We start from the raw sequence: 13,750 nt of genomic DNA on the forward strand, positions 1-13,750 counted from the left end.
CCAAGGTGAAGAGGCGACGGTGTCGCCGGGGCGCACCGGGCTGGACGAGCCGACGAAAGCGCGTAGCTTGCCGCGCCGAAACCGCGAACGAGGAGAGCAACGCGATGAGCAACACCGAGGCCCCCGTCCTGACCGAACGTCCCGAAAGCGGCATCGCCGTCGTCCGGATCAACCGTCCGAAGGCGCGCAACGCCCTTAACATGGCGACCCGTCGGGCGCTGGCGGATGCCTTCACCGCCCTGGCCGAAGACGGCGAAATCCGCGCGATCGTGCTGACCGGCGACGACCAGGCCTTCGCGGCGGGCGCGGATCTGAAGGAATTCGTCGACGCCGACCCGATCGAGGTGGCCAAGCGGCGGGTGGAACGGCTTTGGGGGGCGATTTCCGGTACGCCGCAGCCGATCGTTGCCGCGGTCAGCGGCTATGCGCTCGGTGGCGGGCTCGAGCTGGCCATGATGGCCGACATCATCGTCGCCGGCGAAACCGCCCAGCTCGGCCAGCCGGAGGTTCGAGTGGGCATTATGCCCGGCGCCGGCGGAACCCAGCGGCTGACCCGCGCCGTCGGGAAGTTCCACGCCATGCGGCTCTGTCTGCTCGGCAAACCGATTTCCGCCACGGAAGCCTTCCAGATCGGGCTGGTCAGCCAGGTCGTGCCCGACGAAGAGGTGTTCGAGACGGCCATGAAGATGGCCAAGACCATCGCCGGCCTGCCGCCGCTTGCCACCCAGGCGGTGAAGGAATCGGTTCTTCAGGCGGAAAACGGCTCGTTGGAGTCTGGTCTCGCCTTGGAGCGCAAGGCGTTCCAGCTCCTGTTCGCCAGCAAGGACAAGAGCGAAGGCATGACCGCCTTCCTGGAAAAGCGGAAACCGAGCTTCACCGGCGAGTGATCGGCGGGCATCGCGCGGGTCGCTGTGGCCAACCGACGCAGCGACATTACGATTTGCATTCTGGCGCTGGATTCCTTCTAAATTAAATGTGCTAGTGGGGACCGGTCGGCATCCCATGCCGGCCGGCCTTCTCCCTCGGCACCAGGGTCACGCCTCAACACCAAGGTCGAGAACACCAAGGTTAAGACATCGGGGTCGAGACGTCGGGGGTCGGGGAAATTACGGATAGGGTTTGCCGCAACTGTCGCTGACGGTCGGCGTGCCTTAAAGACGAGATCTGGATTGGAACTCGTCTGAAGTGCGAGCGCGTAGGGTCCCCTCTTCCGCTCGACCGATCGAGGGTGTGATGGATTACGAAGGCTTCTTCCGGGACCAGCTCGAATCGCTGCGTGGCGAAGGCAACTACCGCGTCTTCGCAGACCTTGAGCGGCATCGCGGTCAGTTCCCGCGCGCGAAGCGGCATGTCAACGGAGAGACCTCGGAAGTCACCGTCTGGTGCTCCAACGACTATCTCGGCATGGGCCAGAACCCGGTCGTGCTCGCCGCCATGCACGAGGCGATCGACCGCTGCGGCGCCGGTGCCGGCGGCACCCGCAATATTTCCGGAACGAACCATTATCATGTCATGCTGGAGCAGGAGCTCGCCGATCTGCATGGCAAGGAGTCCGCGCTCCTGTTCACCTCCGGCTACGTGTCCAACTGGGCGACGCTGACGACGCTCGCCGCAAAGCTTCCCGGCTGTGTCGTCCTGTCGGACGAGATGAATCACGCCTCGATGATCGAGGGCATCCGCCACAGCCGCGCCGAACGCCAGATTTTCAAGCACAACAGCCCCGAGGATCTGGAGCGCCGGCTTGCGGCGATCGAGCCCGGCCGGCCGAAACTGGTTGCCTTCGAATCGGTCTATTCGATGGATGGCGATATCGCGCCGATCAAGGAACTGTGCGACGTCGCCGATTCCTACGGCGCCATGACCTATCTCGACGAGGTCCATGCGGTCGGCCTTTATGGCCCGCGCGGCGGCGGCATTGCCGAGCGCGAAGGCTTGATGGACCGGCTGACCGTGATCGAAGGCACCCTCGGCAAGGCCTTCGGTGTGGTGGGTGGCTACATCGCCGCGTCGACGGCGCTGTGCGACTTCATCCGCTCGTTCGCCTCCGGCTTCATCTTCACCACCGCGCTGCCGCCGCATGTGGCCGCGGGTGCCGCCGCCTCGATCCGGCATCTGAAAGAGAGCCAGCTTGAGCGCCAGCGCCATCAGATGAACGTCCGCAAGGTCCGCCAGCGGCTGGATGCCATCGGCATTCCTTACATGGCGAACCCGAGCCACATCGTGCCGGTGATGGTCTGCGACCCGGTCAAGTGCAAGTGGATCAGCGACATCCTCCTGGACACCTACGGGATCTACGTGCAGCCGATCAACTATCCGACGGTTCCCAAGGGCACCGAGCGGCTCAGGATCACCCCGTCTCCGCTGCACACCGACGCCGACATCGACCATCTGGTCGGCGCGCTGGAAAGTCTCTGGTCGCGTTGCGCGCTCGCTCGCGCGGTCGCATAGGCGCTTTTCCTCGGCGCGTTCCGCGCGGCCTTGGCGGCTTCCGAGCGCGGAACGCTATCCCCGCCCCTACCGGGATCGTCGGCGGCACCCACACTCGTCGTTACTCACGCTCCTCCTCACGCACACAATGCGCCTATTCGCATTGACCGGCGAGCGCGCGACCTCTATTCGCCGAAGACGACGATTGCAGGGATGGACGAGGGGAATGAGCACCGTGGCGCGGTATCTGACGAGTGCCTGTCTGGGGATCGCGATTGCGATTGCGGTCGGCCATGCCGGACAGGCCCAGGAATGCGACGTCGATGCGGTGGCGGGCGAGCTCCGCTCCGCCATCCGAACCACGCTCGACACCCTGTCGGAGCGGATGGCCAAGCAGGATCTGGTCGCCCGCCTCAAGACCCTCGAAACCGATCCGAAGGCCCGCTCGGAATTCATGTACGGCTTTCGCCGAAGCTTCCCGGCCTGTTCGGACGCCGAGGCGGAAAAGGCCCTCGACCTCGCCGTGGCCGCGATGAAAGACGATCTGGCCGACCAGCCGAACTGAGCGTTCCCAGGCCACATGGAAACCGGTTGGCCGTCCGGAAACGTGTCGAAACAAGAACCGAGACCCGCTCCGTGAATCGGAAGAAAAGCGGAACCGGTCTGAGCCGAGCGCGCTCAATTGCGCACCACGACGCACGCCGCGCCTGACGCACTGATGCGTGCGCAAAGCGTTTGCGCGGCTTGGCGGGACGGCGCACCGAGCTGAACCGCATGAATCTGCCGCCGTCCCATGCCGGGCACGCGCTTGGAAACGACCACGGGGCTGCGACTGCGCAGCTCTGCCGGCATGGTGCGCTGAACCCGCGCAAATTGGCGCATGGCGATCGACGGATTCGCATGCCCCGCGACCTGGGCGCCCCAAGGACTCCAGCCGCCACCGATCAGACGCCGCGGCGTCGCCCGCCCCTCCCCGAGCGCAACCACGAGCGCCTCGCAGTCCACCGGCCCGGTCACGAGGTCGGCCGGTCGCCGGGTCGGCATGACGGAGATCGTCCCCCCGTTGCCGCTCGGCGGGTCGCCGCCCGAAAGCAACGGTGGATCGGCCGGCTTGTCGGCGCCGAAATCCGGCTGGGCCCCAAGGAGGCCGATCGGCGGATGCGGATCGAGGTTGATCTCGACGGCTTCGATCGCCAGCTCGCGGGACCGGTGAAGCCGCCAGTCGTCGGCGGTTCGACCGGTGATGGCGAAGACGTAGTCGCGGGTCTCGTAGGGCAGGAAGCCGCCGTCCAGGAACCCCCGCACCCGGTCGGCACCGGCATTGTAGGCCATGGCGGCGAGCCCCCAGTGGCCGTCGAACCGATCCGCCAGCCAGCGCAGGAGCGAGGCCGACGCCGGCAACGCCTCGGCCGGGTCGAACGGATTGGAAAGCCCCCAGGCACGCGCCGTATAGGGCATGAACTGGGCGATCCCTTGTGCGCCCACGGGGCTGACGGCGTTCGGGTTGAAGCGGCTTTCCTTCCAGATCAGCCGCACGAAGAAGTCCAACGGCACGTCATGAGCGGCGGCAGCGTCGCTGAGCGATCGGCAAAGCGCCGCCCGCGCGTTCTCATCCGCGCTCTCCGTGCTTGGCGCCTGGCCGGACGGCCCCGACGTGAAGCCATCGTCGGCACGGACCAGCAGCGGCGCCTCGGCCGCGGAGACCGTCCCGGCAGCAAGGCCCACCAACAGGCAGAGGGTGAGGCGAAGCACGCGCATTCGCGGTCTCGCTCGGACTGGCGCTCTATTGCACGGCAACCGCCGCCCGATCCGCTTGCGGCGCGACGGCAGCGGCCAACAGATCGTCGCGGCCCTTAAGCGCGCGCGGCGGCGGCCCGCCATAAGCCCAGTCCAAAAGCTCCACCGTGTGCACGATCGGCCGCTCGGATCCGGTGGCGATCTGGGTGATGCAGCCGATATTGCCGGTCGCGATCAAGTCGGCGCCGGTCTTGTCGATGTTCTCGATCTTGCGGGTTTTCAACCGATCGGCGATCTCCGGCTGCAGGATATTGTAAACGCCGGCGGAGCCGCAGCAGAGATGGCCTTCCGGTATGTCGCGAACCTCAAATCCGGCTCCCGCAAGAAGCGTCTTCGGCTCACTCCGGATGCGCTGGCCATGCTGCATGGAGCAGGCGGAATGGTAGGCGACGCGCGCCGTCGACCCGCGTTCCGGCTGCCCGAGATCCGCGTCCGCCAGCACCTCGCTCACGTCTTTCGCGCGGGCCGACACCGTCGCCGCCTTTTCCGCATAGGCCGGATCGCCGGAGAGCATATGGCCATAGTCCTTGATGGTGGTGCCGCATCCGGATGCGGTGATCACGATCGCATCCAGACCGTCGCCTTCGATCTCACGCCACCAAGCATCGACATTGGCGCGGGCGGAGCGCTGGGCGTCGTCCTCCCAGCCCATGTGATGGACCAGCGCTCCACAGCACCCCTCGCCCTTCGCCTGCACCACGTCATAGCCCGCGCGGGAGAGAAGCCGGGTCGCGGCGGCGTTGATGTCCGGGGCAAGCACCGACTGGACACAGCCCGACAGGAGCGCCACCCGCCCCCGCCTCGGACCGGTAGCCGGCACGTGGTCCGGAACTTTGTGCTGAGCCGGCATGGTCGTCGGCGCCAAGTCGAGCATCGCGCCGATCCGCGCCGCCTTTCCGCGCCGAAACAAGCCCGCGAACGGTCGCCCCAGCACCGACAGCCGCATCGCCTGACGGAAGCGCGTCGGATAGGGCAGAATCGCCGCCAGAAGCCGGCGCAGCGCCCGATCGTCCCAGGAGCGTCGATAGGTCTTCTCGATGTGCGCCCGAGCGTGGTCGACGAGATGCATATAGTTCACGCTCGACGGACATGTCGTCATGCAGGAAAGGCACGACAGGCAGCGATCGACGTGCTTCACCACGTCCGCCGTCGCGGGCTGGTCCTCCTCCAGCATGGTCTTGATCAGGTAGATCCGGCCGCGCGGGCTGTCGAGCTCATCTCCAAGCAGCGCAAACGTCGGACACGTGGCGGTGCAAAAGCCACAGTGCACACACTTGCGGATGATGGTCTCCGAATGGGCCACCGCCGGATCTGTAAGTTGTTCGGGTGAGAATCGCGTCTGCATGAAACTCGCCTCACGCCATGGGGCGCGGCGTACGCCGCCTGACGTCCGCCGCTAGATCCTTTTCCGCGCAGATGGAGACATCCGAGCGACAAGACATGGCTCCAGATAGCCTACACCCACCAAGTCGACGGATTCGCGATCGCCTGACGCCGCCCGGTCGCCTGCAACCCCTTCACACAGCGCACGACGCCCCAGATCGCGACCGCGAAAAACAGGATGATACCGATACCGATCACGGACAGCACTCCGGCGATCAGAGCGTAGACCAGACCGATCCAGAACGTCCGGATCTGGTAGGTATAGTGGCTCACCGGCCATCCATCCGCCTTTCCCCGGCTGATATAGGCCATGATCAGCCCGACGATCGAGGTCACGCCCACAACCAGGCTGACAAGATAAAGAATGTAGATCAACTGGACGTTCGATCGACCCGGATCGAACAATCCGGGCTCGCTCTGGGGCTGGGTCACGGGATCGCTCACGAAGTGCCTCCTGCGTTGAAAAAGGGGAGCGTCGGAGAAGATTGCGTCGAGGCGGAGCTCACCGACCGGCCCCCATACGTCCGGGATTGAGGATGCCGGTGGGATCGAACTGCGCCTTGATGCGGCGGGTCAAGGCCTGAAGGCCGTCTGCTTCCGGCTGAAACACCAATACGTCCGAGCGCAGCGCGACAGGTGCCCGGATCAGCGTCGCATGTCCTCCACCGTTGGCTGCGATGGCCTGCCGGATCGTTGACGCCCCCGCATCGCCTTCGCTCGGATGCTCGATCCAGATCAGCCCGCCGCCCCAATCGTAGAAGGCGCGGATATCGCCGCCGCCAGCCACCGCCGACACGACGGCCGGCCCTTCGCTCGGCGTTACCGAAACCCGCCAGACCGCCTGCTCCGGTGTCGTCCAGAACGGGCGGACATCGCGAACCGCCCGCCAGATCGCCACCGAGGCATCGCCCTCGATCACCTCCACCGGCGCGACATCCTTCAAGAGAGCCGACAACGCCTCGATCCGCGCCTTCACCGATGGCGCGAAGCCCTCCACCCTCACCAGCGTCAGCGAGCCGTCCGCTCCGGCAAGGGGGGCAATCTGCTGTGCGAGCCCGGCAGGCAAGTGGGCCGCCCCGGAAACGTCCGCCGACGAGCCGAGCGCCGCGGCCAGCGCCCGGATCGCGCGCGCGTCATCCAAGCCGGGGAGCACGAGGGTCGCGCCGGTTTCGCTGCGCGACAGCACCTTCAGGCTGAGCGCGGTGAAGACGGCAAGCGTGCCCCAAGAGCCGGAAAGCCCGCGCCCGAGATCGTAGCCGGTGACATTTTTCACCACGCGGCCGCCGGATTTGAACGCCTCGCCGCGTCCCGAAACGGCCTCCACGCCCAGCACATGATCGCGGGCGGCCCCGGCTTTGATCCGGCGCGGGCCGGAGAGATTGGTGGCCACCAGACCGCCCAAGGTCCCGCCGCCCGCCGCCGCGCCCAGGAGCGGGCCATAGTCGATCGGCTCGAAGGCGAGCTCCTGGCCCGCGTCGGCAAGCGTGGCCTCGATTTCCGCAAGCGGAGTTCCCGCCAAGGCGGACAGCACCAGCTCTTCCGGTTCATAGAGCGTAATGCCCGACAGCCGCGACAGCTCGACGACATGGCGGGCCGTTACCGGCGGCCCGATCGCCCGCTTGGCGCCGGAGCCCACGATTTCCAGCGGTCTCTCCTCGCCCACCGCCCAGGCGACGACGGACCGCACCTCCTCGGCCGTTGCCGGCCGGGTAGGGTCCTCCTGCTGAAACGCCGGTCCGGCCATGCCAGCCTCTAAAACCGCGGAATGTCGGGATGGGGAAGCGCACCGCGATGAATGTGCATCCGTCCCAGCTCCGCGCAGCGATGCAACGTCGGAAACACCTTGCCGGGATTGAGCAGATGGCGCTCGTCGAAGGCGCATTTCACACGCTGCTGCTGCTTCATGTCATCCTCGGAGAACATCGCCGGCATCAAGTCGCGCTTTTCGACCCCCACTCCGTGCTCTCCGGTCAAGCACCCGCCGACTTCGACACATAACCGCAATATTTCGCCCCCGAACGTTTCCGCCCTCTCCAACTCGTCTGGCACGTTGGCATCGTAAAGAATAAGCGGATGAAGATTGCCGTCGCCAGCGTGAAAAACGTTCGCGACCCGGAGACCGAATTTTTCCGAAAGCTCGGTCATTCGGTGGAGCACCTGCGGAAGAGACTTGCGGGGAATTGTTCCATCCATACAATAGTAATCGGGGGACAGGCGACCGACGGCTGGAAAGGCTGCTTTTCGGCCGGCCCAGAATGTGGCTCTCTCCTCCTCCGAAGTCGACACTCGGATGTAGAAGGCCTCGTTCTGGCGGGCGTGACCTTCAACGTTCGAGAGCAGATGATCGACCTCTACGGCCGGACCGTCCAACTCTACGATCAAAAGCGCTTCCGCATCGCGCGGATAGCCAGCTTCGACGAAATCCTCCGCGGCAAGCATGGCCGGACGGTCCATCATCTCCATTCCGGCGGGGATGATGCCGGCGGCGATGATCTCGGCGACGCAGGCCCCGGCCGCCTCGCTGGAGGGAAAGCCGATCAGCATCGCCCGCGCGGTCTCCGGCGCTTTCAGGATGCGCACGGTGACCTCGGTCACGACCGCCAACAGCCCTTCCGAGCCGACCATCAGGCCGAGGAGATCGTAGCCGGCGGCATCCAGATGCTTGCCGCCGATCCGGATCACCTCGCCGGTGACCAGAACCATTTCCAGCCCGAGCACGTTGTTGGTGGTGAGTCCGTATTTGAGGCAGTGCACGCCGCCGGCATTTTCCGCGACGTTGCCGCCGATGGAACAGGCAATCTGAGAGGACGGATCGGGCGCATAGTAAAAGCCGGCATGCTCGGCTGCACGAGTGACGGCCAGGTTGGTCACGCCCGGTTGCACCTGTGCGGCCCGATTTGCGATGTCCATCTCAAGAATGCGGTTGAACTTCATCATCGACAGGAGCACTCCGTCGCCGAGCGGCAACGCGCCGCCGGAGAGCGACGTGCCCGCCCCGCGCGGCACCACCTTGATGTCGTTCTGATGGCAAAAGGCGAGCACCCGGCTCACCTGATCGACGGTTTCGGGAAGGACCACGGCGAGCGGCATCTGCCGATACGCCGTCAGGCCATCGGATTCGTAGGCGCGCATCTCCGTTTCGTTGGCGATCACACCCTCTCCGGGAACGATCGCCCGAAGACCGGCAACGATTTCGGCGCGGCGCGACAGCGCGTCCGGATCGATGTCCGGCATCACCAGACCCGTCACAGCGCTCACCTCCCTTGGTGTCGGCCCGGCCCCCGCTCGGGCTCTTGTGTTTTCCGTTCCCTCTTCGACGTCCGTCGACAGCCTATCGATAACATTCGATGAGTGACTTCACCGACATGGAAATTTTCGCCCGCGTCGTGAGCGCGGGCTCGATGTCCGCCGCGGGCCGCGAAATGGGTCTGTCACCGGCGGTCATCTCCAAACGCATCCGGCGTCTGGAGACCCGGCTCGGAACGCGCCTCCTGCAACGCACCACCCGCCAACTGGCTCTGACCGAGGCCGGCCAGGGCTTCTACGAGCGCGTGGTCGTGATTCTCGCCGCCATCGAAGAGGCGGAAGAATTCGTCACACAACGCTCCCGAACGACCCATGGCACCCTCAAGATCGCCGCCCCCACCTCGTTCGGGCGCCTCCACGTGGCGCCGCATCTGGGACGCTTCATCGAAACCCACGGCAATCTGCAGATCAACCTGGTGCTCTCCGACGAGTTCGTCGACGTCGTCGCCGAGGGCTTCGATCTTGCGATCCGGATTGCCGCGCTGACCGATTCCAGCCTGGTGGCCAAACGCCTCGCCCCGATCAACCGAGTGCTGTGCGCCGCTCCGTCCTACCTGAACCACCACGGCACGCCGACCTCGCTCGACGCGTTGCGGCGCCATGTCTGCCTGGCAGCGGCCCCGCAGATCCCCTGGTCGCTGGAAGGACCGGAGGGAACCGTGACCATCCGTCCGCAAGGACCGCTCGCCACCAATTCCAACGAGGTCGTGCGCGAAGCCGTTATCGCCGGTCTCGGCATCGCCCTGCGCTCCACCTGGGATGTCGGTCCGGAGCTCGCCGCCGGGAAGCTGAAGGTCGTCATGCCCGCCTACCGGGCGTCGGAGCGCGTCGCCGTCCACGCGATCTATCCCACCCGCAGCTTCCTGCCGGCGAAGGTGCGTGTATTCATCGATTTCCTTGCAAGCCTCTACGCACCGGTGCCCTACTGGGATGCCGGGCTGGAAACGGTTCTGGCGGCCGCCGGGAACCCGGAGTGATCGAGGCCGTCATTCCGGTTCACCCTCGCCGCGAATCGATCGCATGGCGGAGCGAGATATATCCAAATGCATACAATTTCGATCTACTCTTAACCTGCGTTGCCCCGAAGCGTTTCCGCAGGTATTAGTTTGGCCAACGCAGAAGTGAAGTGGGGACGTGCATGTCTGAGGGGACTATCGGCAACGTGCCGACAATCGACGACGAAGGCCACATGAGCCCGATGGACTATCAGGAGCACGAGCGGACCTACACCGGCTTCTTGAAGCTCCTGAAGTTCGCCATGACCGCGATCATCGTCATCCTCGCGCTGATGGCGCTCTTCCTGACCTGACGACGTCAAAGGCCGGGCCGACACGGCCCGTGCTGGAGAGAGGGTGCGGACGCTGAAGCCGTTTCCGATCGGGCAAACCCACTGGACCGATAGGAAATGGATTTAGAGTCAATAGGTTGAGGACTTCCCGTTCGTCCGGATGAGATCAATCCGCACGGGAAATGTTCGAAACGTGCGTCCGGCCATCGCACACGAGTTCCCGAGACGATCCGTCCAACGGAGCTGGCGATAGCGGCCGGCGCGTGGGCGACCTCGGAAGGCCTGTCGCGCGCGTCATCCGCGGCGCGGCACGGGTGAGACTTCGATTGGACAAGGCGGACGAAGGGAGCTGACGCATGCGCATTGGCGTTCCGTGCGAGGGGGAACACGAGCCGCGGGTGGCCGCGACACCGGACACGGTGAAGCGGTTCGTCGGCTTGGGGGCGACCGTGGTGGTGGCGAGCGGCGCCGGTGCGCGATCGCGCATTCCCGATGAGGACTATGCGGCCGCCGGTGCGGAAATCGCGCCGTCGACGGCCGATGCCGTGCGCGAGGCCGACCTCGTGCTCAAGGTGCAGCGCCCGACCGGCGACGAGATCGACCAGATCAAACACGGCGCCGCCGTGGTCGCGATCATGGACCCGTTCGGCAATGTCGGCGCGCTGGAGCACATGGCCGCGCGCGGCCTGGTCTCCTTCGCCATGGAGCTGATGCCGCGCATCACCCGCGCCCAGTCGATGGACGTCTTGTCGAGCCAGGCCAATCTCGGCGGCTATCAGGCGGTCATCGATGCCGCGGAGGTCTACGACCGCGCGCTCCCGATGATGATGACGGCCGCCGGCACCGTGCCCGCCGCCAAGGTGTTCGTGATGGGTGCCGGCGTCGCGGGTCTGCAGGCGATCGCGACCGCCCGCCGGCTCGGCGCGGTGGTGACGGCGACCGACGTGCGCCCGGCCGCCAAGGAGCAGGTCGCCTCGCTCGGCGCGAAATTCATCGCGGTCGAGGACGAGGAGTTCAAACAGGCCGAGACCGCCGGCGGCTACGCCAAGGAGATGAGCGAGGAGTACCGCAAGAAGCAGGCGGACCTCGTCGCCGACCACATCGCCAAGCAGGATATCGTGGTGACCACCGCGCTGATCCCGGGCCGGCCCGCGCCGCGCCTGATCTCGCGCGAGATGATCGACAGCATGCGGCCGGGCTCCATCATCGTCGACATGGCGGTGGAACGCGGCGGCAACGTGGAAGGCTCCGAACCCGACCAGATCGTCGAAGTCGGGCCGGCGCGCGTGATCGGCTATCGCAACATGCCGGGCCGCATCGCCGCCTCCGCGTCGCTGCTCTACGCCAAGAATCTGTTGACCTTCGTCGACGCGACCATGGTCGACAAGGACGCCAAGACGCTTGCGATCAACTGGGACGACGAACTCGTCAAGGCGACCGCGCTGACCCGTGACGGCTCGATCGTGCATCCGAACTTCGCGCCAGCACCGCAGGACCAAGGGGGGCAGGAATGAGCGACACCATGGCCAACGACGTCGTCGAACAGGCCCGCAACGCCGCCGAGATCGCCCGCCAGGCGGCTGACAAGGCGGAAGCTGCGGCCCGCGCGGCAGAAGCTCAGCTTTTCGCGCCCTCCGACGGCGTGGTCGACGGGCTGGCCGCCGCCGCGCACACCGCATCCGGCGGCGTGATCGATCCGTTCGTGTTTCGGCTCTCCATCTTCGTGCTGGCGATTTTCGTCGGCTACTACGTGGTGTGGTCGGTGACGCCGGCGCTTCATACGCCGCTGATGTCGGTCACCAACGCGATCTCCTCGGTGATCGTGGTCGGCGCGCTTCTGGCCGTCGGCATCGATCTCTCCGCCTCCGACGGGGCGATCTGGGCCCGCATCTTCGGTTTTCTCGCCCTGGTCATGGCCAGCGTGAACATCTTTGGCGGCTTCATGGTCACCAGCCGAATGCTGGCCATGTATAAGAAGAAGCAGAAGTGAGGGGGCCGGATCGATGAACGCAAACCTCGCAGCCATTCTCTATCTCGTCGCCGGCGTCCTGTTCATCCTGGCGTTGCGCGGCCTCTCCCATCCGGAAAGCTCGCGCCGGGGCAATCACTACGGCATGGTCGGCATGGCGATTGCCGTGCTCACCACGCTGGCGGTGTCGGCCCCGTCCGCATCGGGCTGGTTCTGGATCATCCTGGCGATTGCCATCGGCGGCGTGCTCGGTGGCGTGATCGCCAAGCGCATCGCCATGACCGCGATGCCGCAGCTTGTCGCCGCCTTCCACTCGCTGGTCGGTCTCGCCGCGGTGTTCGTGGCCGCCGGCGCGCTCTATGCGCCGGAGGCCTTCGGTATCGGCCATCCCGGCGCGATCCACGGTGCCAGCCTGGTAGAAATGTCGATCGGCGTGGCGATCGGCGCCATCACCTTCACCGGCTCCGTGATCGCCTTCCTGAAGCTCGACGGCCGCATGTCCGGCAAGCCGATCATCCTGCCGGCCCGCCATCTGGTGAATGCCGCGCTGGCGATCGCGCTGATCGTGCTGGTGATCCTGTTCGTCACCACCGAGATCCACGCCCTGTTCTGGCTGATCACCATTCTGGCGCTGGTGCTGGGCGGGCTGATCATCGTGCCGATCGGCGGCGCGGACATGCCGGTCGTGGTGTCGATGCTGAACTCCTACTCCGGCTGGGCCGCCGCCGGCATCGGCTTCACGCTCGGCAACACCGCGCTGATTATCACCGGCGCGTTGGTCGGCTCGTCGGGCGCGATCCTGTCCTACATCATGTGCAAGGGCATGAACCGCTCCTTCATCTCGGTGATCCTGGGCGGTTTCGGTGGCGAAAGCGCGGGCCCGGCCGACGATCTCGGCGACCGCACGGTGAAGCAGGGTTCGGCGGAAGACGCGGCCTTCATCATGAAGAACGCGGGCAAGGTCATCATCGTGCCGGGCTACGGCATGGCGGTGGCCCAGGCCCAGCATGCGCTGCGGGAGATGTCGGACGAGCTGAAGGAGGCCGGCGTGGAGGTGAAGTACGCGATCCATCCGGTCGCCGGCCGCATGCCCGGCCACATGAACGTGCTGCTCGCCGAAGCCCAGGTGCCGTACGACGAGGTCTTCGAGCTGGAGGACATCAACTCGGAGTTCCAGCAGGCCGACGTCGCCTTCGTCATCGGCGCCAACGACGTCACCAACCCGGCCGCGCGCGACGATCCCTCCTCGCCGATCTACGGCATGCCGATCCTGGACGTGGACAAGGCCGGCACCTGCCTGTTCGTCAAGCGCTCGCTCGGCTCCGGCTACGCCGGCATCGACAACTCCTTGTTCTACAAGGACAACACAATGATGCTGTTCGGCGACGCCAAGAAGATGGTCGAGGAGATCGTCAAGGGGCTCTGAGCAAATCCAGGAAAAGTGGAAACCGGTTTTCCGTCCGGATTTGCGTCTAAAGACTCTTTTCGCTCACGCCAGCACGCGTTACTCGCGGCTCGCGTGGGCGGCCTGACCGGCTGGCGTGCAGTCGCGCGCTGGCCTCACGGACTGGAAGCCCCCA

Annotated in this window: 13 protein-coding genes; 8 read left to right on the forward strand and 5 right to left on the reverse strand. The window is 65.8% G+C overall.

The window, feature by feature from the left end:
• The first annotated feature begins 104 nt into the window (after window positions 1–104).
• The 3 genes from HNS03_RS05800 (at window position 105) to HNS03_RS05810 (ending at window position 2,992) form a co-directional block, all read left to right on the forward strand.
• On the forward strand, window positions 105–887 hold the full coding sequence (locus HNS03_RS05800) for an enoyl-CoA hydratase-related protein (RefSeq protein ID WP_367193750.1): 783 nt from the start codon (window positions 105–107) through the stop codon (window positions 885–887).
• 346 nt (window positions 888–1,233) lie between these two features.
• On the forward strand, window positions 1,234–2,448 hold the full coding sequence (hemA, locus tag HNS03_RS05805) for a 5-aminolevulinate synthase (protein WP_367193751.1): 1,215 nt from the start codon (window positions 1,234–1,236) through the stop codon (window positions 2,446–2,448).
• Window positions 2,449–2,653: 205 nt separating this feature from the next.
• Window positions 2,654–2,992 carry a hypothetical protein gene (locus HNS03_RS05810; RefSeq protein ID WP_367193752.1) on the forward strand — a complete coding sequence of 113 codons (339 nt, stop codon included), beginning with the start codon at window positions 2,654–2,656 and terminating at the stop codon, window positions 2,990–2,992.
• Between the two features lie 113 nt (window positions 2,993–3,105).
• Here HNS03_RS05810 and HNS03_RS05815 read toward each other — a convergent pair whose 3' ends face one another.
• From HNS03_RS05815 to HNS03_RS05835, 5 genes are all read right to left on the reverse strand, one after another.
• Complete coding sequence (locus tag HNS03_RS05815; RefSeq protein ID WP_367193753.1) at window positions 3,106–4,185, reverse strand: lytic transglycosylase domain-containing protein; 1,080 nt, start codon at window positions 4,183–4,185, stop codon at window positions 3,106–3,108.
• A 25-nt stretch (window positions 4,186–4,210) separates the two neighbouring features.
• The gene (glcF, locus tag HNS03_RS05820; protein WP_367193754.1) at window positions 4,211–5,569 is read right to left on the reverse strand and encodes a glycolate oxidase subunit GlcF; all 1,359 of its coding nucleotides are present in this window, start codon (window positions 5,567–5,569) and stop codon (window positions 4,211–4,213) included.
• 110 nt (window positions 5,570–5,679) lie between these two features.
• Complete coding sequence (locus HNS03_RS05825; RefSeq protein ID WP_367193755.1) at window positions 5,680–6,051, reverse strand: DUF4870 family protein; 372 nt, start codon at window positions 6,049–6,051, stop codon at window positions 5,680–5,682.
• Between the two features lie 58 nt (window positions 6,052–6,109).
• On the reverse strand, window positions 6,110–7,351 hold the full coding sequence (locus HNS03_RS05830; RefSeq protein WP_367193756.1) for an FAD-binding protein: 1,242 nt from the start codon (window positions 7,349–7,351) through the stop codon (window positions 6,110–6,112).
• A gap of 8 nt (window positions 7,352–7,359) precedes the next feature.
• Window positions 7,360–8,856 (reverse strand): FAD-linked oxidase C-terminal domain-containing protein, encoded by a 1,497-nt coding sequence (locus HNS03_RS05835; RefSeq protein WP_367193893.1) that lies wholly within the window; start codon window positions 8,854–8,856, stop codon window positions 7,360–7,362.
• A gap of 98 nt (window positions 8,857–8,954) precedes the next feature.
• On the opposite strand from HNS03_RS05835, the gene HNS03_RS05840 reads away from it, so the two are divergent.
• From HNS03_RS05840 to HNS03_RS05860, 5 genes are all read left to right on the forward strand, one after another.
• Window positions 8,955–9,890 (forward strand): LysR family transcriptional regulator, encoded by a 936-nt coding sequence (locus HNS03_RS05840; protein ID WP_367193757.1) that lies wholly within the window; start codon window positions 8,955–8,957, stop codon window positions 9,888–9,890.
• A 212-nt stretch (window positions 9,891–10,102) separates the two neighbouring features.
• Entirely contained in the window at window positions 10,103–10,222 is a 120-nt protein-coding gene (locus HNS03_RS05845; RefSeq protein ID WP_367193894.1) for an aa3-type cytochrome c oxidase subunit IV, read from the forward strand.
• Between the two features lie 335 nt (window positions 10,223–10,557).
• On the forward strand, window positions 10,558–11,715 hold the full coding sequence (locus tag HNS03_RS05850) for a Re/Si-specific NAD(P)(+) transhydrogenase subunit alpha (protein WP_367193758.1): 1,158 nt from the start codon (window positions 10,558–10,560) through the stop codon (window positions 11,713–11,715).
• The gene (locus tag HNS03_RS05855) at window positions 11,712–12,191 is read left to right on the forward strand and encodes an NAD(P) transhydrogenase subunit alpha (RefSeq protein WP_367193759.1); all 480 of its coding nucleotides are present in this window, start codon (window positions 11,712–11,714) and stop codon (window positions 12,189–12,191) included. The genes HNS03_RS05850 and HNS03_RS05855 overlap by 4 nt, the downstream gene beginning before the upstream one ends.
• A 13-nt stretch (window positions 12,192–12,204) precedes the next feature.
• A complete protein-coding gene (locus tag HNS03_RS05860) occupies window positions 12,205–13,596 on the forward strand; it encodes an NAD(P)(+) transhydrogenase (Re/Si-specific) subunit beta (protein WP_367193760.1) in 1,392 nt (463 codons plus the stop codon).
• The last annotated feature ends 154 nt before the right edge of the window (window positions 13,597–13,750 follow it).

Origin of the sequence: Amorphus sp. 3PC139-8 (assembly GCF_040750475.1) — a bacterium.
In the GTDB taxonomy this organism is placed as follows: Bacteria; Pseudomonadota; Alphaproteobacteria; order Rhizobiales; family Amorphaceae; genus Amorphus.